General features: G+C 44.3%; 17 protein-coding genes. 6 read left to right on the plus strand and 11 right to left on the minus strand.

Features of this window, described 5'->3' with window-relative positions; translation table 11 throughout:
• Positions 1 to 177 precede the first annotated feature (177 nt).
• Positions 178 to 1,998, plus strand: a complete 1,821-nt coding sequence (locus FR741_RS21155) for a putative bifunctional diguanylate cyclase/phosphodiesterase (protein WP_006742077.1) — start codon at positions 178 to 180, stop codon at positions 1,996 to 1,998.
• A gap of 107 nt (positions 1,999 to 2,105) precedes the next feature.
• On the opposite strand, the gene FR741_RS21160 is transcribed toward FR741_RS21155, so the two are convergent.
• Both FR741_RS21160 and FR741_RS21165 read right to left on the minus strand, forming a co-directional pair.
• Positions 2,106 to 3,389 carry a peptidoglycan DD-metalloendopeptidase family protein gene (locus tag FR741_RS21160; protein WP_074189911.1) on the minus strand — a complete coding sequence of 428 codons (1,284 nt, stop codon included), beginning with the start codon at positions 3,387 to 3,389 and terminating at the stop codon, positions 2,106 to 2,108.
• A 124-nt stretch (positions 3,390 to 3,513) separates the two neighbouring features.
• Positions 3,514 to 4,143: a hypothetical protein gene (locus FR741_RS21165; protein WP_167427647.1), complete on the minus strand. Its 630-nt coding sequence runs from the start codon at positions 4,141 to 4,143 to the stop codon at positions 3,514 to 3,516.
• A 203-nt stretch (positions 4,144 to 4,346) separates the two neighbouring features.
• Between FR741_RS21165 and FR741_RS21170 the strand changes: the two genes are divergently transcribed.
• From FR741_RS21170 to FR741_RS21185, 4 genes are all read left to right on the plus strand, one after another.
• Positions 4,347 to 4,748 carry a GFA family protein gene (locus tag FR741_RS21170; protein WP_080955925.1) on the plus strand — a complete coding sequence of 134 codons (402 nt, stop codon included), beginning with the start codon at positions 4,347 to 4,349 and terminating at the stop codon, positions 4,746 to 4,748.
• A gap of 152 nt (positions 4,749 to 4,900) precedes the next feature.
• Complete coding sequence (locus tag FR741_RS21175) at positions 4,901 to 5,572, plus strand: YoaK family protein (RefSeq protein ID WP_006742080.1); 672 nt, start codon at positions 4,901 to 4,903, stop codon at positions 5,570 to 5,572.
• A gap of 455 nt (positions 5,573 to 6,027) precedes the next feature.
• Positions 6,028 to 7,392, plus strand: a complete 1,365-nt coding sequence (locus tag FR741_RS21180) for a YjiH family protein (RefSeq protein ID WP_041853121.1) — start codon at positions 6,028 to 6,030, stop codon at positions 7,390 to 7,392.
• 448 nt (positions 7,393 to 7,840) lie between these two features.
• Entirely contained in the window at positions 7,841 to 9,712 is a 1,872-nt protein-coding gene (locus FR741_RS21185; RefSeq protein ID WP_048625268.1) for a methyl-accepting chemotaxis protein, read from the plus strand.
• Positions 9,713 to 9,865: 153 nt separating this feature from the next.
• Here the strand turns inward: FR741_RS21185 and FR741_RS21190 are convergent, their stop codons facing one another.
• The 3 genes from FR741_RS21190 to FR741_RS21200 form a co-directional block, all read right to left on the minus strand.
• Positions 9,866 to 10,213: a hypothetical protein gene (locus tag FR741_RS21190; protein WP_074189907.1), complete on the minus strand. Its 348-nt coding sequence runs from the start codon at positions 10,211 to 10,213 to the stop codon at positions 9,866 to 9,868.
• 235 nt (positions 10,214 to 10,448) lie between these two features.
• Positions 10,449 to 11,606 (minus strand): amino acid permease, encoded by a 1,158-nt coding sequence (locus FR741_RS21195; protein ID WP_124007587.1) that lies wholly within the window; start codon positions 11,604 to 11,606, stop codon positions 10,449 to 10,451.
• Positions 11,607 to 12,318: 712 nt separating this feature from the next.
• Positions 12,319 to 12,630, minus strand: a complete 312-nt coding sequence (locus FR741_RS21200; RefSeq protein WP_167427648.1) for a hypothetical protein — start codon at positions 12,628 to 12,630, stop codon at positions 12,319 to 12,321.
• Positions 12,631 to 12,771: 141 nt separating this feature from the next.
• Here FR741_RS21200 and FR741_RS21205 point away from each other — a divergent pair, with 141 nt between their 5' ends.
• A complete protein-coding gene (locus tag FR741_RS21205; RefSeq protein ID WP_005391220.1) occupies positions 12,772 to 13,107 on the plus strand; it encodes a helix-turn-helix domain-containing protein in 336 nt (111 codons plus the stop codon).
• A 215-nt stretch (positions 13,108 to 13,322) separates the two neighbouring features.
• Here FR741_RS21205 and FR741_RS21210 read toward each other — a convergent pair whose 3' ends face one another.
• Genes FR741_RS21210 through FR741_RS21235 form a run of 6 tightly spaced genes read right to left on the minus strand, consistent with a single transcriptional unit; the run spans position 13,323 to position 18,616 of the window.
• The gene (locus FR741_RS21210) at positions 13,323 to 14,069 is read right to left on the minus strand and encodes a phosphatase (protein WP_006742088.1); all 747 of its coding nucleotides are present in this window, start codon (positions 14,067 to 14,069) and stop codon (positions 13,323 to 13,325) included.
• Positions 14,070 to 14,094: 25 nt separating this feature from the next.
• Positions 14,095 to 14,829, minus strand: coding sequence for a nucleoside/nucleotide kinase family protein (locus FR741_RS21215; protein WP_005391222.1), 735 nt, complete (start codon positions 14,827 to 14,829; stop codon positions 14,095 to 14,097).
• A gap of 9 nt (positions 14,830 to 14,838) precedes the next feature.
• Positions 14,839 to 15,357 (minus strand): MltR family transcriptional regulator, encoded by a 519-nt coding sequence (locus FR741_RS21220; protein WP_005435522.1) that lies wholly within the window; start codon positions 15,355 to 15,357, stop codon positions 14,839 to 14,841.
• A 59-nt stretch (positions 15,358 to 15,416) separates the two neighbouring features.
• Positions 15,417 to 16,688 carry a zinc-binding dehydrogenase gene (locus FR741_RS21225; protein ID WP_167427649.1) on the minus strand — a complete coding sequence of 424 codons (1,272 nt, stop codon included), beginning with the start codon at positions 16,686 to 16,688 and terminating at the stop codon, positions 15,417 to 15,419.
• Positions 16,689 to 16,735: 47 nt separating this feature from the next.
• Positions 16,736 to 18,160 carry a PTS mannitol transporter subunit IICB gene (locus FR741_RS21230; protein WP_269819767.1) on the minus strand — a complete coding sequence of 475 codons (1,425 nt, stop codon included), beginning with the start codon at positions 18,158 to 18,160 and terminating at the stop codon, positions 16,736 to 16,738.
• Positions 18,161 to 18,172: 12 nt separating this feature from the next.
• Positions 18,173 to 18,616 (minus strand): PTS sugar transporter subunit IIA, encoded by a 444-nt coding sequence (locus FR741_RS21235; protein WP_005391226.1) that lies wholly within the window; start codon positions 18,614 to 18,616, stop codon positions 18,173 to 18,175.
• Between the last annotated feature and the right edge of the window lie 196 nt (positions 18,617 to 18,812).

The following is an 18,812-nucleotide window of genomic DNA, read 5'->3' on the forward strand; positions in this document are numbered from 1 at the left end:
GTTTTTATCGCTATACCTTTAAAAGGTTCAAGCATAAAAACATGAAAATAATGATTTGTTCGTTCACAAAATTTGAAAAATTCGCCTTAGTAACCGATAGTTTATTTGATGCATATCAAATAATAATTCTTCGTGTCTCACACGATATGGTAATCACAACGCTAGGTGAAATGCTCAATGGGTCAGGTACAAATCAGTTTCCACAAAATTGATGAAATATTGAAGCTAAACGGCACGGCTCAGCTAAACCGAGTCACGTTAGATATTCATCAACAATTGCAGAGCCATTGCACTTGCGTTGTAGAAGTTGCGCATCTTCAGCATTCGGCTCATACCATCTCCTTCGCTAGCAATGGAAAAATTACAGACAATCTAAGCTACCACCTTTCAGGCACCCCCTGTGAAAAAGTGGCAAAAGACATTGGCGAACATATTTTCTATCAGGACCAAGTTTACAAACGCTTTCCTGAAGATCAGATGTTTCAAGAGGATGGCATTCAGGCTTACATTGGCCTGCCATTGAAGACACAAAATGGCGAGGTTCTGGGAATTTTATTGTCTACGTTTACCCGAAGCATCCACGCTAAGGAAGCGCAAGATATCCTCGACTTCCACCGCTTTTATGCCAATGTCATTATTCACAGCTTACGTGAAAAGTGGGTCAGTGAACGTTCAGATAAGCTTCTTAATCAGCTTAGCTATGAAGTATCGCATGATAACCTAACTGGACTGCTCAACCGTAGCTGTTTAGCTGATACCTTGGAGACATTGACGCAACAGGCCACTCGTCCATTCAGTTTGGCTTACCTAGACATCGATAACTTTAAATCGATCAATGATATCAACGGAAACTACATCGGCGACCAAATCATTAAGTTTACGGCGAACGCCATTCAACAAAGCTTGTCATCGCCAAACAACGCTTTTCGTGTAGCAGGAGATGAATTCGCCTTCATTACTTACGACGAAGATCCTGTCGCCGTGTGTCAGGAAGTACTCGACAAAATTGAAAGCGGCTACAGCGACAAATCTAACCGAATTTCTTTCACTGTTAGTATTGGTATCGCGCGCGCACCAGTACATATGTTGAACAGCGATGAGCTAATTTTGAATGCCAGTCTCGCTCTCAAAGACTGTAAAAAACATCGCGATACACGAATTCAGCATTACGACACACACCTTAGCGCCCTTTATCACCGTAGAACGCAGCTTATTGAAGCTATGCGCATTCAACTTAGCGCTGACATACATGATAGCGAAGAGTTGTATGTCGTTGTTCAGCCAATCGTAGATATCACAAGCGATCGCTGGAATTACTTTGAAATCCTAGCCCGCTGGAACAGCAATGTTTACGGAAACATCTCCCCTGCGGAATTCATTGAAGCTGCCGAACAATCAGGCCTGATTATCGAGTTGGGTGAACGTATTATTGAGCTCGCATGTATCGCAAAACAAGAGCTAGAGGCCAACTTAGGATACAAAGTTAAACTCTCTATCAATTGCTCTGCGTATGAGCTGGTCGACTCTAACCGCTATATTAACCACCTAACTAACATGGTTGAAAAGTATCAGCATGAAGCAAAAGACTTTGTTATAGAGCTCACCGAGACCGTTTTACTCTCGCAAAGTGGCCGTGAACAGATGGTACTTAACTCATTGCGGTACTTAGGTTTTAAGGTCGCGTTGGATGATTTTGGTACTGGCTACTCAAGCTTGAACTATATACACAATTATCCGATTGATAGCATTAAAATCGATGCAACCTTCGTTCAAAACATGCTCTCAAATACAACCTCTGAACAAGTGGTGTTTTTGATAGCACAATTAGCAGAACTGCTTGATGTGGATTTGATTGCCGAAGGCGTAGAAGACGATAGAGCATTACAAAAATTAATTGAAATGGGCTGCCACTACATTCAAGGCTATTTCTACTCTCGCCCACACAGTGTTGATGAAATCGTACACCTGATAAATGAACGTGAAGTGCGGAGCGCCTAAGAGCTCTAAACAAGCGACGGTCATGGAATGTAAATCTAGTTAATGCACAAAGTAAAAGAGACCAAGCTATGCTTAGTCTCTTTTTATTTTTTGAGCGAAGTACTTTGTTACAGCACTGCTTTCTCTTTATCGCGTAATAGCTTATCCATTTCATCTCTGTTCGCGACAAAGGTTGCCATCTCTTTCTTAGGAACAGAGCTCGCCATTGGGATGTTTGCTCGCATAGCGTTAACTGGACGGCCGTATTCAATCAATTCATAGTGAAGGTGTGGCCCTGTCACTCGACCTGTTTTACCGGAAAGACCGATACGCTGGCCTCGAGAAACCTTTTGCCCTTTCTTAACCAGGATCTTACTTAGGTGTAAGTAACGGGTTTTGTATTTGCTGCCGTGCTCAACAACCACGTAGTTACCCGCATAAGGGTGTTTACGAGTCATGATTACTGTACCGTCACCAGTAGAAACGACTGGTGTACCGGTTGGCACGGCAAAGTCAGTACCGTTGTGCGGTGCGACACGCCCCGTTACTGGATGTAAACGATTAGGATTGAAGCCAGAACTGATACGCCAACGGCTACTTACAGGATAACGCTGGAATGCGCGTTGCAAGCTCTCGCCTTTAGCATTGTAGAATTGACCATCGGTATGAAGGTAAGCCGTGATTTCACGTCCGCGATTGTAGATCTTAATCGCCTCAATTTCGTTCTTGCCCGTTGGCACACCATTGATGCTTTGCGAACGACGAACGACTTCAAATCGATCACCTGCACGAAGATCACGCCCAAAGTTGAGCTGTTCTTTGAGTAAGCTCACAACTTGACTCACTTCTGCCGACGTTAGACCTAGTCGACTTGCAGAAGAAGAGAAACTGCCTTGAATAACACCAACCAATGGTTCTTGGCGCCACACGCCAGGAATCGAGATATCGGTAAAGTCATAGCTACCATCACTATTTAGTTGGTAGACCACTTTATCTGCAATAGAAAATTGCAGTTCCATTTTCTCTAACTCACCTGTCGCATCATCACGCCAAAAACGGAGCGTATTGCCCGGCTTTAGTGTATCAAGTGCAAGGTAGTTCAAATCCGTTTCCATTACTTTCATTAACGAGCTGTAACCGAAACCGAGCTGGCTAAAAATAGTGCTTAGGTTGTCACCTGCTTGGATTTGATATTCGAAGTTCGGGGGAGTGACAACTTCGGCAGTTGTCGCATCAAGAATTTTTTCAACGACCTGAGATTCAGGCAGGTTCAATGCGATGGTTTTGGTTAAAGATGACTCTTTGAGAGAGTGAGAAACACCAATCGCAACTAAAACTGGCAAGGAGTATAACAGCAGCGCTCTACGACTTGTCAGATTCGGCAACCGTCTTGTAATTTCATTTGTAGACACGGGAATTACTATCTCCTTTCAAACAAGGCTCATAGCTTATGCATTCCCGTATAAGAAATCACTATGAAATTTCGAGATCTAGCGCAGAAAACACTGAATTTTTACAGAACTCAAAAAAAATTCATCACTGTTGCATATGTAAGTTATTCCCTACACGCTTTAATGTGGATGAATTTAATTGATTTGGCGTATCTGCCATTGCTTGATCGTCACCATGCGCTAAATATGAAAGCGTGATAATGGCATCACTTTCCCATGTAATTTGGGTAAATTTAACGCGGTCACCGACAAAAATACTGTCTAAAAGGACAACTCGGCTCGGCACGGGGTCAAACTTGAACAAGCCAACATAGTTAAACGAACCGCTACCTTGTGTCGTTACAATCATCGGTGCAGCAATCCATGAAACACTCTCAATCTCACGCTGACTAATAAACGCAGTTGGAACGAGTACCTGACCTTTTGTCGCACCTGCATCATAATCGCCTATCAAATAGCCGTTTTCTTTATCCCACTCATCAAGAAAAGTGACCGCTCCCTGCTCTGGTACTTGAATCGTCCATGGGTTGCGTGAAGTAATTCCCAGCGTCTCTTGCACAATAACATTGGTTTCTGCTTCCGATTGAGGGAACTTAGCCATGATCTCTTCATCAGACAAACTAAAGCGATAAACACCCGCGATCACAACCACGACCAATAATACGATCGGAATAAGAAGAATAAGTGGTATCGGCAGGATTCTTTTGTGAGCCATGAAGACTTCCTTGTTTAAAGGTATAAATGAAAAAGCGAGTATAGCATTGTATACCCAAATGATTTCATCCCTTCAAGGGTTTCAAAATTAAACTAAACTGACTGTATCCAAATGATTTTCAAGCCCAGATTTCATAACTGGCCACTGACACTGCTCTCAGTGTTCCAAATTCATTGGTGTATTGGGAAGAATAGGTAATCACGATGACAACAACCATTCATACATGCGAATGCGCCTGCGGTTTAGTTGAGATCCGTTGTAAGGGAGAACCCATCCGTACATCTGTCTGCCATTGTTTTGAATGCCAAAAGCGGACAGGCAGTGTGTTTGGGGTACAGGCTCGCTTTGATAAAGAGCACGTAACCTTAAACGGTGAAGTCACCTGCTATACCCGAATGGGGGATGATGGCAGCGAGGTTCAGTATGAGTTTTGCCCTTCTTGCGGCACGACAATGCGCTTATTGGTCTCTACATTTCCTGAAATCATGATCATTCCCGTCGGTCTTTTTACTGATAAAGAGTTCCACCAACCAACGGTTTCAATCTATGAACAGAGGAAACATGGATGGGTGAGTTTCGAATGTACAATGGAACACATCAGGTAGGGGAAATCCCCCTCTATGTCGTTATCATGGTCAAAGCAAAAGCTCGATAAGTGAGATTTTTTTGAGAATGATCAACCGAGTTTTACTGTAAGGGGTTTCGTAACGCGGTGTGAGCGTTATAATCGGCTCCTAACATTTGGTGGGGTTTTATTGTGATTTCCAGACTTCCTCGTTGGGTGGAATATGGCGCGTTTCTACTTGCCCTTCTCGCGGGCTGCGTCAATGCCGTTGGTCTTCTCGGCTTTCAACATCAAGCGATAACACATCTTTCGGGAACCGTAACTCAGCTAGGGAACAGCTTGCTAACAGGTGTGGATAGCTCCATTCACCTGCTCTTCATCGTATTTAGCTTTTTGATCGGTGCTGCCTTTAGCGGTTTTTTTATTGAGAGCAGTGCGTTAAAACTAGGGCGAAGATATGGTGTTGCACTGTGCATAGAAGGGAGCTTGCTCCTACTCAGTTTGGGCTTTTTGGTGCAAGGGGATTTGTACGGCCAATATCTAGCGTCAGCAGCATGTGGATTACAAAACGCAATGATCACTACATTCAGCGGCGCAGTAGTCAGAACCACACATATGACTGGGATCATCACCGATCTGGGGATTATGATTGGAGAAAGCTTAAGAGGTCGCCAATTTGATCGACGTAAAGCAAAGCTATTCCTATTCATTTTCTTCGGATTCTTGCTTGGCGGTGTCGCAGGAGCCGCACTTTTCGTGGTATATGGATTATATACGCTCGTTTTCCCTGCAATATTGGCTTTCGCTACGGCTCTGATCTACTGGAGTTACCTTTACATGCTTAGTCGCCAACAAAAAGCATAAAATCTCGAACCGATTGAGGCCGAATGCTTCAATCGGTTGTAGATCAACTCTCTCACCACTGCACATCATAATAAACGTTTTATCGTGTTGTAACGCAGCTAAAAAACCTTATAACAGCTAGGGCTAACAGGGCTCCCGGCAAAAAGTTAGTTAGATCAAAGTCACATTTGTTTACCGTTTTATTATTCCAGTCACAATGCGCCCCATAATTCTCTGCGCTGCCCGCGCTCCGTGCTACAATTTTCTAACACAAGCAACATATTCGTATACACTTATACGTTATTTGACCAATTACCCGACAAATCGGCTGAATAACTAGATGTATTTAATGAATAGTATTGCAATGGATGCAGTTTGCGGGTACCCTCCGCAAAACTGTGATTAAATACGGATGTTTAGTGAATATTTATGTCATGGAAATGGCAAGTATTGACTAGTAGTAACACGAGACAACTATGCATAACACCACTAATGCTACTGAAGCTCCTAAGGGCAACTTTTGGATGTTTTTCATCCCTTCCCTAATCGGTCTTCTACTCTTTATGGCTCCGATCTCATACGATGGCGGCCTAACTATCCCTGTTGCGGTTATGGCAAAAGTCATCCCGGCAGTATTAGGCGATACCTTGATCGCTATCGTCACCAGTATCATCGCTTTCATGGCAGTCGCTTCTGTTCTTTGCAAAATTTTCAAGCCTGCAGCGATTTTACGTAATGGATTTTTAAACGGTCTTTTCAATCCATCGCCACTTTGGCTTGTTGTTCGCTTAATCGGCGGTGCAGCCGTATTAATGACATTCTTCCAAGTGGGTCCAAAAGCGATTTGGGAAGAAAACACAGGTGGCCTTGTTCTTACCGGTCTTCTACCAACTTTGTTTGCGGTGTTCATTTTTGCGGGCCTACTCCTTCCGCTTCTTCTGAACTTTGGTCTTCTTGAGCTGTTTGGCGCATTACTGAGTAAAATCATGCGCCCGGTATTCAACCTGCCTGGCCGTAGTGCAATTGACTGTATGGCGTCTTGGTTAGGCGACGGCAGTGTTGGTATCTTGCTAACCAGCAAACAGTACGAAAATAAATTCTATACTCAGCGTGAAGCCGCTGTTGTCGGGACAACGTTCTCAGCAGTATCGATCACGTTTAGCTTAGTGGTTATCGCTCAGGTACAGTTAGAGCATCTGTTCCTACCTTTCTACGGCGCAATCTGTTTAGCAGGTATTGTCGCTGCGGTTATCATTCCTCGCTTACCGCCGCTAAGCCTGAAGAAAGATCGCTACATTGATGGCAGCAACCCAGATAAAGATGCTGACGCCGTACCAGAAGGCCACACCACATTCTCATGGGGTATGGATCTAGCACTTAAGCGCGCGGGTCAGGTAACATCTGTTCAGTCGGTATTTAAAGAGGGCGTACATAACGCAATCGACATGGTGTTTGGTGTACTGCCTGTGGTTATGGGTCTGGGTACCGTGGCATTAGTGATTGCAGAGTACACTCCTGTATTTGAAATTCTAGGTCAGCCATTCATTCCATACCTAGAGCTACTGCAAATTCCAGAAGCTGTCGCCGCATCACAGACTATTGTTGTTGGCTTTGCGGATATGTTTATCCCGGCAATTTTAGCGGCATCAATTGATAATGAAATGACACGTTTTGTTATTGCAGCAATGTCAGTAACTCAGCTTATCTACATGTCAGAAGTTGGCGCCCTACTACTAGGCAGCAAAATTCCAGTAAACATTGTAGAACTGTTCGTTATTTTCATTCTGCGTACGCTAATCACATTACCTGTGATTGCTGGTGTTGCTCATCTGATTTTCTAAAATCAAAGCATCAATCAACAAAGGCTCCGCATTGTCGGGGCCTTTTTTTAGGTCTAAAACTCTATCTACAGCTCTATTCAGATCACTTAATTAGCAAACGCTCATAACTTACAACGAACAGCTCCAATCACGCCCCCTTTTACGACAGTTAAGTCGCTCTCATCTCACCAATAACGCCAACCTGAAACACTATGCTTTACGCAATTCTTTTCATTATTACGCTTTCATTAACAGAGCGCACAAATCTGATCAAACTCACGGTTTTTGTCGTAACTTACCGTTTTGTTTAAATTTGGTTAAAAAAGACAACAAATAGACTCATGTTTTTGACAAAGATGTCGATAAAAAAGATAACCAAACACAATAGGTTTCTCTTGATGCCGAATTCGCCCGTTCAAAAAGAGGTGAAAGCATAGTGAAGCCAACCGGGAGAATCAGAGGAAAGCTCATGAAATTTAGACATAAGGTTGTCACAGCCTCGTCATTTTTGCTGCTAATTACCGTGTCACTACTGTCGACGCAACAAGTTATGACGATCCGCTCCCAAACGCAGGAGCACATTGACTCGAGTGTGAACGAGATATTGACCAGTGTTGGCAATACCGTGCAATCAGAAATGAATGCTAAAAAGGATCTCGCTCGTTCTATTACTGAAGTTATCGAACTTAATCCAAGTTCACACAACTACGTTCAGAACATTCTTGAGCGACCAACACCAAAAGCCAGCTTTCTTGCGATTGGCTTTGGTTATGAAAGCAATGGCTTCGTGATTGAAAATGACGACGGCTGGGAAGCAGGACCAGACTACGATCCGCGTCAACGTCCTTGGTTCATCGCAGCTAAAAACAAAGGCGATTTGGTCGTAACAGACCCATACGTCGATGCGTCTTCAAAAAACGTCATCATCTCTGTTGGTACACCAGTAAAAGAAAACGGCCAGTTCTTAGCTGGTATGTTTTATGACCTTGAGCTAACTACCCTTTCTGACCTCGTCAACCAAGTGAATCTGTTTGACGCTGGTTACTTATTTTTGGTCACCGCTGATGGAACAACTATTGCTCACCCTCAAAGCAAATACAACGGTGAAAAAGTTGGTAGCTACCTACCACAGGTCGATCTTACACAATCAACGCAACACATTGAGATCGATGGCGATCGTTATATGATTAACTTGACTCACATCCCGGGCGAGAACTGGTACGTGGGTTCAGTTATTGATGAAGCTATCGCCTACTCTGCCGTAGGAGAGCTTCGCAACAGCGCTATTATTTATTCAATCATTGCCGTGATTGCTTCTGTTATTGCACTGACTCTGCTCATTCGCACACTCATGCGTCCGCTGGACACTTTAAACAACGCGATTAAAGGTGTTGCGTCTGGGAAAGGCGATCTTACACAGCGCCTTGAAACTGATACTGACCAAGAATTCTCAGAGCTTGCTACAAACTTCAATACGTTCATGGAAAACTTGCAACAGCAAATTATTGAGTCGAAGAGTATTTCTGATCAAATTTTGAATGGCACTCAAATCACCGCTGAGGGTGCAAAAGATTCGGCAGGTGCTATTCAAACTCAGCTACAAGAGCTAGAACAATTAGCCACCGCGATGCACGAAATGTCTGTTACCGCGACTGAAGTTGCCAATAATGCGCAAGGCGCAGCGAGTGCAGCCAAAGAAGCTGATCAAGCAACGGTTGAGGGCTCTTCTGTGGTCGGTGAATCGACACAAACGATCAACATGCTTTCCGATAGCATTGACCTTGCTGTCGAAGAAGTGCAAGTGCTTGAATCTGCAACCGCCAACATCGAAACGATTCTAAAAGTCATCAACGATATTGCGGACCAAACGAACTTACTCGCGCTGAATGCCGCAATCGAGGCCGCACGTGCGGGAGAATCTGGCCGAGGCTTCGCCGTCGTTGCTGATGAAGTTCGTACACTGGCGCAACGAACTCAAGAATCAACAACAGAAATTCGTACTATGATTGAGCAGCTGCAATCTGGCGCATCATCTGTGGCAAATGCTATGCATCAAAGCAAGGGTAGCGCTGTAGAAGCCGTAGAAAAAGCAGACTTGGCAAACAACGCGCTACAACGTATTCGTGATGCGATTCAGCGTATTTCTGATATGAACTTACAAATCGCCTCAGCGGCGGAAGAACAAAGCTTAGTTGCGGAGGAGATCAACAACAATACGGTGAATATTAAAGACCTATCGACTCAAGTCGCCGAATCTGCAAATCGAACTAACGATGCTATGCAGGCACAGCAAGAAGATGTGCATAAACAAGATCAAATATTAAACCGATTTACAGTCTAGTCTTCGCCTAAACAAAAACAGCGAGCCAATGCTCGCTGTTTTTGTTTTTAGACCTCTATCGCAGTGGTATCTAGACTTAGAGCGCCTAGTTTTTAGTGTTGTCGCCACTCGGCTCAAAACTGTTATCACGCTTGCTATGCTGCCTTTCCCACTCTAGTTGAATTCAACATGGATATAGCGGTCATTGGAGCGACGATAGAAACGATCATCCACTTTTAAATAGGTGAAATCTCCAATCTTTATGTAGGTACTATTACGAGGAATTCGGTCGTGGTAGTAGTAACTGCGTCTTGGTCGTCGAGACTCCACATAAATAACGTCACGATGTTTATACTTATGTTTATGTTTATGCTTGTGCTTGCGTTTATGATGATGGTGATGCTCATGATGGTGATCATATCGATGACCATGCCTATGTTTCGGGTCAGCCATCACTTCTGTACTAAACACACCTAAAGACAATATAACGCCAACCATGGCAAAAGATAATTGCTTTGACACAACAGAGCCTCTTATTCATATCAATAGCAACATAATAGGTAGGTGAATCACTGCACATGTCAGTCTTACGCCAAGGAGTTTTACTACAAGGTCAAAGCTTATCGTGATTATCAGAGAAAGGTAAAGTATCACTGATATTGATAACTTTTTAAGTCTTCTGTGTTTGAGTTATAAACACAAAAAAGCCGCCCCTTATACAACGGGCGGCTCAGTTTTTAAATAAGCTAGCGTGATTTTATACTGCTTGGGCAAACAGCAAGAAACAGCCGAATAGGAAGATCATGCTCATTCCCATTACGCCGCCACCAGCTTCATAAATACTGTCATCTTCTACTGGCACTCGACGCACTTTCATTGTCATTGATAATGGGACAAAGACCGCGAGAAACACAAGAATAATCCCCGCGTAGCTAAGAATAGCCAAGAAGTGTTCTGGCGCAAATACAGCACCTAGTAGTGGTAGCACAAAAGTAGTAACAAAAATCACTGGCTTACTTGCTTTCAGTAGGTCTGCATTTTGATCGTATAGCGCCATTGCCACACCTAAGAACGATGTTAACAGTGCTAACCCAGTGAACATGGATAGGATAAACTCCAAACCCTCGTATTGCTGACCTAATACCGAGATCAACTCCGTTACGTTGGAGTATTGAACAAGCTCATGAGGTGGTAGGTTACCGACAACTGCTAACAACCATAATAAGTAACAAACAAGCGGAATAGTTGAACCCACGATAATCATATTACGCAGTTGAGTTTTGCTCGCTTCTTTGTTGTAAGTTACAAGCGATGGGATCACGACCATAAAACCGAAACTGGTGAAAAGCACCGAGCTTGTCTTAATTAGCGCCATCTTATCGTCACTCACGACTTCATCAAGTCCCTCAAACGAGACGCTTGGTGCAAGCGCAAAAAGTGTCAGAATCAGCGCCACGATCATGCCTAGGAACAAACCGCGATTAAGCTTATCTACAACCCCTGTACCTGCCGAAACAATGATACCGACTAAAAGAGTAAAACCGACTTGGCTTGCGATCGTAGATGTTGGCAGCCCAATTGAGGCTGTTACTTTTTGTACGAGATCACCCGCACCAATGATATAAGCCATCAATAGACAAACTAACAGGGCGTAAAGCAAGCTGTTGGTTACCAACTGGCCACCTTTACCTAGCGTTTCGCGAGCAATTGCATTCATGCTCACGCCGCCGCCTACTTTGCAACTGGCCTCAAGAAGGAGCAGCGCAGCGTAAGTCGTCCCAGCCCAGATGAATAACATAAGAAGAGTGCCCCAAAGGAGGCCAAATTGAGCAAGCACCATTGGTATAGCAAGCATACCAGCGCCAAGAGCAGTACCTGCAACAATCAGGGAGCTGCCGACAAGTTTTAGGTTCACGGTTAATACCTCTAAATTCAATCCGTTTATTTCTCGCCAGTTGTGCTACATCCAAAGCACACCCAACAAAACGCTCTACTCAACCAAAATTTGGTTACAAGAGCACTATGTTACAAGAGCCTTGTATGGCTAAGAAAACATGCAGCAAAAGGTGGTTAATTCAATTGCACATGAACACTTGAGAGTCGTTTTGGGCGATGTCATCGTTGATGAAATGCGCACAACTTTGGGTTCGAAGCAAAATTGTTCATCTTAATTCATCAACCCCATTCGTTGTGAATGGATTTGGTTCGAAAAGATTGTAAGGCATAAGCAGGACGATTGAAAAGCAAAAGGTCAATCTTATAGCGATATATTTTAACAACTCTCCTCATTCACCTAAGATGTGTTGTTATTTTCATCACTAATCAGTCTTTTATCGCCTAATGAGAGTAAGAACGTGCTCAACCGCTCAATTTTGGATGGGTGTACAAATTAATTTACAGTTCAAGTAAAGGTGTTAGATTCCAGGGGCGTAGCCTAGATCGGACAATATCGCTATTATTCGCTGCGTACCGACACTGTTCGGTTCACATACCTCTAAACACTGATTTACGGTTCGAAACTATAGGTAAATGAGTGTCCGAATGCTGGGTGTGGTTCCCCAGCATTTGCATCCTTTCTTTTTGGTGTTATCCAAACTGTCTAAATCTAAGCTAGCTTGCCCATTCTATTAATACGCTTTATCTAACGCTCCGATGATATAAGTTAATGCTGAAACGCCCATATCCGCGACCTGCTTCTCAGTCACACTCATATTTTCATACGCAATCTGCAACTCTACCTCACCTATCGATTCTTTATGAAGATAAAGCTCTTTGTAGTTCATCAACCTCTGTTGAGACTGTCGAGTCAGAGCGACAACATTGTCTTTAGTGACACGATGCTGCTCATTAAGCTCGCTAAATAATTGATCTAAAATGCGTTGCATTTTGCGAATTGAAGATTTTGTCTCGATTGATTTGTATGATTGATACTTTTCCATTGAGTTTATAACTGACTAAAATATGTACATTTTTATTAGATAGCTATTCTTATACTGATTGCAAAACAGGTAAATATGAGATGGTTAAACTGGTCCACTTCTTGCTTTATTTAGGTCAAAACTGTCCTTTCAGGAGAGCACATGCAGGTCGATCCTATTATTGAAGCACTGATTGCGAGAAGGAAAGCGAGTGGCCTCTCCCGTGAACAAATGGCAAACATCGCAGGGATGAGCGTGAAAACGTATCAACGGATAGAGCGTGGAGAATCCGACCTGAAACTTTCCCAATATCGCTCCATACTGCGCTCTCTGCATTTGACCGATCTCGACATCGCATTGGATATAAGAGACGTTCAACACGTAACAGCAGATGATCTAATGGCCGTTGCACGCTTGCTGTCTCCTGAAGCTCAGTCCCTACTTGTTCGCCTGTTATCGCTCGTTATTGAACAGCGGAACACAAAAAGCGGCTCATAACCTTATGACTGATTAAGAGCAATAAAATTCCCGCTCGGCCTATAATATTCTCGAATTATGGCCTTCGTTCCCTTTTTCATTGATTCCTCTTTTCACGCTTTATATGACAGTCGCGTTGTCTGTTCTACGCCTCCCCAAAACGAATAAAACCCGCAGCTTGGCGGGTTTTAGGGCTGTATAAGAAAACACTTCGTTTAATGTGTTTGGGATTTTACTTAGTAAAAATCCTTAAACTCTGGAATCCTCGCCTTACCTCTCAGCAATAAGAAGTTCAAGAATCGGCTCGTAGACGTAGTGAGTATCTTCTCTTCTTCCACACCGTGTTTTTCCAGCAAAGCAATCGCCAAATCTAACTTAGAGATCTCTTCACAGAAGTGCGCATCAGATCCGGTACTGAAGTAAACGCCAATCTCTTTGCCCAGCTCGACAATGCGATCACAACGGGAATCACTGCCCTTACGGCTTTTGCCTGTCAAAGATGTATTGTTAACTTCAACCGCAACATTGTGCTCTTTCGCGCAGCGCAGCACCTGTTCCATATCGAATGGGTAATTTGGGTTACCTAAGTGACCAAGAACATCCACTCTGCCGCTTTTAATCGCATTTATTAGAGCGGCAGTATGCTCAGCTTCGGTTGCGGGCTTGAATACGGGTTCATGGAAACTCGCAATCACCCAGTCAAGATGTTGGTCAGAAGACGATGGTAAGTCTATCTCCCCTTTCACATTCAGCGTGTTGGCTTCGACACCACGGAGAATACCTACATCGTGTAAAAAGCGGGGCAAAATTCTTTGATTATTGAAATGCCAGTAGTGAGGGGCTCCTGGCATTTCGGGAGCATGATCGGTGGTACAAAGAAGTTTTAGCCCCTTATTCTTGGCTGCCAATGCGTTCTCTAAAATGGTGCTGTAGGCATGTCCACTGGCAATAGTATGGGTGTGGCTATCAACGACGATATCCATGGTGACCTCCTAAATTGTGGACGAATTATCGAATTTCGAACGAACCGTTTTGATTCAGAAACAGCGTGAGATCTGCTGGAATCGAGTGATTTAAAACCTTATCTACATTTACGGCATCTGAGTTCAAATAAAACTCCAATGCAGCTTCTGGCTCTGTACCACCACGAATCTTACGGTTTACTAAGCGTTCTTGCAAAAACTCAGGCTGTGTATCTACAAAGACGGTAAAATCGGCCAAACGATGCAGTTCATTCCACACCGGTTCATTAAGCAGTAACCAATTCCCCTCAACGACAACCACATTCCGATTTACCAAAATGGCGTCGTCGACTGGATCATGCAAATTGCGGTCGTAGTATGGCCATTTTGTATCTTTCATTTTGAGCTGTTTGAGCTTGTCGATAAGCTCCGTCAGATTAAATGTTTGATAGGACCCCTTAATACTGCGCAGAGGCACGAGCTCGCCATCTCGTTCAATCGTATTGTTGTCGAGGATCTCATTTGGATAGTGGAAACCATCAAACGGCAGCACTTGTAAAGGCTCTTGGCTTTCATCATGTTCAGAGAGATATTCCCAGAACGCAGCAAGGGTTGACTTACCGCTGCCCGGAGGGGCACACAAGAACACCACAATGCGTTCCTGCTTCTCATGATAAAGACGGGTAAATTTTTCGATAAGAGGTTGATGGATTCGCTTTACGTCGGCATCAGGAAAGGTAGCTTCGGTTTCAAAACCACTGACGTTTAAATTCACTTTCATGGTGAACCCTTATTGATTGATCTCCCCTTCGATTCTTTCTATCAACATTTCACACGACAGCTTCAACACTGTTTTGATGAGAGATTCGTATCTCATTTGCGAAAAGGACTCAAACGAAGAGAACTTAAGCTGATTGATCGACTCAAGATAAAAGCTGTCTTGCTGAGAAGAGAGTACCGCTTGGTTTTTGATGAAATCGTAAATCACGTCATCCGCGAATTCGACTTTCTCAGGTTGGCTAACCACGTACTCCAAGACCTGATCGTACAATCCGATATCGGCGTAAGTTTCCAAAGAGATTTTGCCCATCGCAAACATCAGCTTCGATACCACATCGGTCGTCACCAACGGACCATCTTCTTTCAATAGAGGATCCACAGCATACTCCTTCACTAGATCGTCTTGGACGAACACGCTCGGAAGTAATGCTTTTAACTTGAGGTTAATTATTTTGTTAGAAACCTGAAGAAACGCAGTGGCATTTTCGCACTCGTCCAGTTTCTCCAGTAATTCATCTTCACGTGACAACGTATTATGACCTCTCCATTATGTGGCAGCGCAAAGGCTACCACACAAATTCGTTGCAACTAAACCGTTAAGCTCACGTCATAAAACTCAAGTAACGCTTTTTCTGCATGCGCGTTCCACACATAGTTGTTCGCGCACAAAATCGCATCGAGTTCCGCAAAGAACGGGTCTTGGTCTGCCAGCGATAAAAAGTCATCAATCGCCGTCAATGGCAGGTCAATATGTGGGTAAATCAACTTCTTACCGCCCGGAATATCCAACTGATTCAGAATCGTATGGGGTGCAGCTTGTAAGCCACCAACATGGGTTATCATGAAAGATGGGTTGATCTTGCCTTGTGAGGAAAGCTCAATAGATTCCACCATGTCACCCTTTGAACCACCGGACGTCCCTACAATATGGGTTGATTCGTAATGCACGTTGTAGAAGTTAAACGGCACTTTGAAGTTCTTATCCGTTGGGCCAGCAAAGAAGTTGAGGCAGCCATCATTGCCAAGTAGCTCATCGGCTTGTTCTAGCACTTGAGCAACCGCCGCGTAGACCATTACATCGTCATAACCATTGCCACCGTTGAGTGCTTTGAGATACGCGACCGGGTCGTCGATTTGAGCCGTGTTCACGTAGTGCAGTTCTACGCCCTGCTCTTTGGCTTTTGCAACGGGAATGAGGCTTTCAGCTCGGTCTAAACGCGCAGCATCAATGTCAGTAACCACCACCAGCGTTGGCTTTACAGGTCCGTTGATCGCGTAGTCAATCGCACCAATCCCCATTGGGCCAGCACACGCAAGTAGCGCTAATGCTCCGCCCTCTTTGATGCCCATATCGTGCTCATACACGTATTGCGTAGTGTGGTAACTCGCATGGTAAGCACCAATGATGCATGACATTGGTTCAGCCAAAGATGCATCTGCAAAGTAGTCACCGTGGTAAGGCAGCACACAGCCTAAATCGATAGCGATTTTAGGAATGATGGAATACGTCGCGTTGCCGCCAAATGTCTCATAGCTGTAGCCCGCCGAGTAGCCTGTTGGCAAGCCCATGGCAGGTTGCAGAACAAAGTAATCGCCAGCTTTGAATCGGTCTTTTAGACTCTCACCGACTTCAACAATCACACCTGCGTATTCATGACCTGTCATCACTGGCACTTCATCAATGTTTTCAGGAACGCGTTTGTGTTTGCTACCTAACAATGCTGCTTTGTAAGTGGACAGACAAATGCTGTTTGAAATGTTTTTAACCAGAAGTTCGTCGGCTGAAATGTTTGGTAAATCAAAGGTTCTTAATTGAACGTTTTTCTCACCACAGATAACCGCTGCCGTTGTTTGTACCATGATTTCTCTCCTAATTGGGGCGATACCTGCCGCCCCAAACTGCATTGTTAGGCTGGTTGCTCAGTCGCGACCGTTTGTTGCTTAATCTTATCCATCAGCTCGTCAAGCGCTGGGTCGTTGAGGAAGTTCTTGATCGTTACGACTGGTAAACCTGTCGCGTTGACTGCGCGGCTTTCTAAGCTCTCGTGCGTCACGACGATGTCGGCTTCACTCGGGACTTTCTCGATGGCAAAGTTCTTCACTTCAATCTCTATCCCAGCTTGTACTAGCTTGCGTTTGAAGGTCGAAGCGCCCATTGCACTAGAGCCCATACCCGCATCACATGCGAATGCGACAAGTGAAATTGGTTTGCTTAGTTCTTGCGTCGTCGCAGCTGCAACTGGCTTAACTGCGCCTTCCGCTTTCATCTCTTTCATGTCAGAAACTGACTTCTCAAACTCGCTTTCTTTTTCTTCTGATTTGCTCACTTTCAGAATCGCACTTGCTACCAAGAAAGAGACAATCGTTGCACTTGTCACACCTGCGATGGTCGCAATGAAGCTACCTTTCGGAGTAAGAGCAAGGTAAGAGAAGATAGAGCCTGGACTTGGACCCGCGACCAAGCCTGCATCGAATAGGTTGAAGGTTGCGATGCCTGTCGCCGCACCAGCAATCATTGCCACAATCATGATTGGTTTCATGAGTACGTATGGGAAGTACAGCTCATGAATACCACCAAAGAAGTGAATGATAATGGCACTTGGCGCAGAGCGTTTGGACAAACCCTGACCAAATTTCGCGTAAGCCAGTAGCATACCAAGACCTGGGCCTGGGTTAGACGCCACCATAAAGAAGATGGACTTGCCCGTTTCTGCGGCCGCTTGCAGGCCTAGTGGGTAATAAATACCTTGGTCAATGGCGTTGTTCAGGAACAACACTTTTGCTGGTTCGTTAATGATCGCTAACAGAGGCAGGAAACCCGTCGCAACCAACGCTTCGATGCCTGATTTCACAAACAAGTTTGCTGCGGTGACTGAAGGGCCAACAATCTCGTAAGCGAACAAACACAACAACATGCCGACGATACCCAACGAAAAGTTGTTGACCACCATCTCAAAACCAGAAGGGATGCGGTGTTGAATACGTTTATCCACTTGCACCACAACCCAAGCGCTCAGTGGGCCCATGATCATTGCGCCAACAAACATCGGTATGTCAGCCCCGACAATCACGCCCATCGTACCGATAGCCCCCGCTACCGCGCCGCGTTTTTCACCAACAATCTGACCACCGGTGTAACCAATCAAAAGTGGCAGCAAGTAAGTGATCATTGGCCCCACGAGTTCGCCAAAGGCTTCGTTTGGCATCCAGCCCGTAGGAATAAAGAGTGCAGTAATAAAGCCCCAAGCGATAAAGGCTCCGATATTTGGCAGCACCATGGCGGTCAAATGACCTCCGAAGGCTTGCACATTGGCTCGCATGTTTGCTTTCACGTTATGTTCCTTTTAGTATGCTTTTATTATGTCCAGCACTTGTTCTTTGGAAGAAGCTTGTGCCAGTTTTGCAATGTTCTCTTCATCCACAAACATCTCGCTCAACGCTTGAATCACCTCAATGTGGGTATCAGAGTCTTTCGCAGCTAAGGTAATAAGAATATTGGCCGGACCGAGATCCGATCCAAAATCAACAGGTGATGGGAAAATATGAATGCCTAAGCCTGTTTTTAAAACACCAGTTTCAGGTCGGGCATGAGGCATTGCCAATCCAGGGCATAACACATAGTAAGGACCGTTTTCTTCCGTTGAACGGATGATTGCATCAGCATAATGCTGGGAGACGTAACCTTTATTTTCTAGGTATTGCGTTGTCTTTTTAACCGCATCTTGCCATTGGTAAGCGCGATCATTAATTACATCTACTAGTTCGTGGTCGATTAACTCGTACAACATATTTAACCCTATCAACAGTTCGTCATCTGATGGGTTAATTATCAATAACAGATTCCCAACCGCGCAACCGAGCTACTTTTGCGCTTCGAGTCACACTTTAAAGCCTGTCAATTTGTTTAAATGGACAGAGCTCAAGAATCTCACACGTAAAAAATCTACAAATTTTATTTGAGCAACAAGTCAATAGACGAATTTT

It is taken from the genome of Vibrio diabolicus (assembly GCF_011801455.1).
Classification (GTDB): Bacteria; Pseudomonadota; Gammaproteobacteria; order Enterobacterales; family Vibrionaceae; genus Vibrio; species Vibrio diabolicus.

What these genes read in the sequence shown, in the direction of transcription:
- FR741_RS21165 (WP_167427647.1), bottom strand. Translation starts at nt 4,143, where the DNA reads ATGGCTCACAAAAGAATCCTGCCGATACCACTTATTCTTCTTATTCCG.
- FR741_RS21205 (WP_005391220.1), top strand. Translation starts at nt 12,772, where the DNA reads ATGCAGGTCGATCCTATTATTGAAGCACTGATTGCGAGAAGGAAAGCG.
- FR741_RS21185 (WP_048625268.1), top strand. Translation starts at nt 7,841, where the DNA reads ATGAAATTTAGACATAAGGTTGTCACAGCCTCGTCATTTTTGCTGCTA.
- FR741_RS21200 (WP_167427648.1), bottom strand. Translation starts at nt 12,630, where the DNA reads ATGGAAAAGTATCAATCATACAAATCAATCGAGACAAAATCTTCAATT.
- FR741_RS21170 (WP_080955925.1), top strand. Translation starts at nt 4,347, where the DNA reads ATGACAACAACCATTCATACATGCGAATGCGCCTGCGGTTTAGTTGAG.
- FR741_RS21215 (WP_005391222.1), bottom strand. Translation starts at nt 14,829, where the DNA reads ATGAAAGTGAATTTAAACGTCAGTGGTTTTGAAACCGAAGCTACCTTT.
- FR741_RS21180 (WP_041853121.1), top strand. Translation starts at nt 6,028, where the DNA reads ATGCATAACACCACTAATGCTACTGAAGCTCCTAAGGGCAACTTTTGG.
- FR741_RS21210 (WP_006742088.1), bottom strand. Translation starts at nt 14,069, where the DNA reads ATGGATATCGTCGTTGATAGCCACACCCATACTATTGCCAGTGGACAT.
- FR741_RS21155 (WP_006742077.1), top strand. Translation starts at nt 178, where the DNA reads ATGGGTCAGGTACAAATCAGTTTCCACAAAATTGATGAAATATTGAAG.
- FR741_RS21225 (WP_167427649.1), bottom strand. Translation starts at nt 16,688, where the DNA reads ATGGTACAAACAACGGCAGCGGTTATCTGTGGTGAGAAAAACGTTCAA.
- FR741_RS21235 (WP_005391226.1), bottom strand. Translation starts at nt 18,616, where the DNA reads ATGTTGTACGAGTTAATCGACCACGAACTAGTAGATGTAATTAATGAT.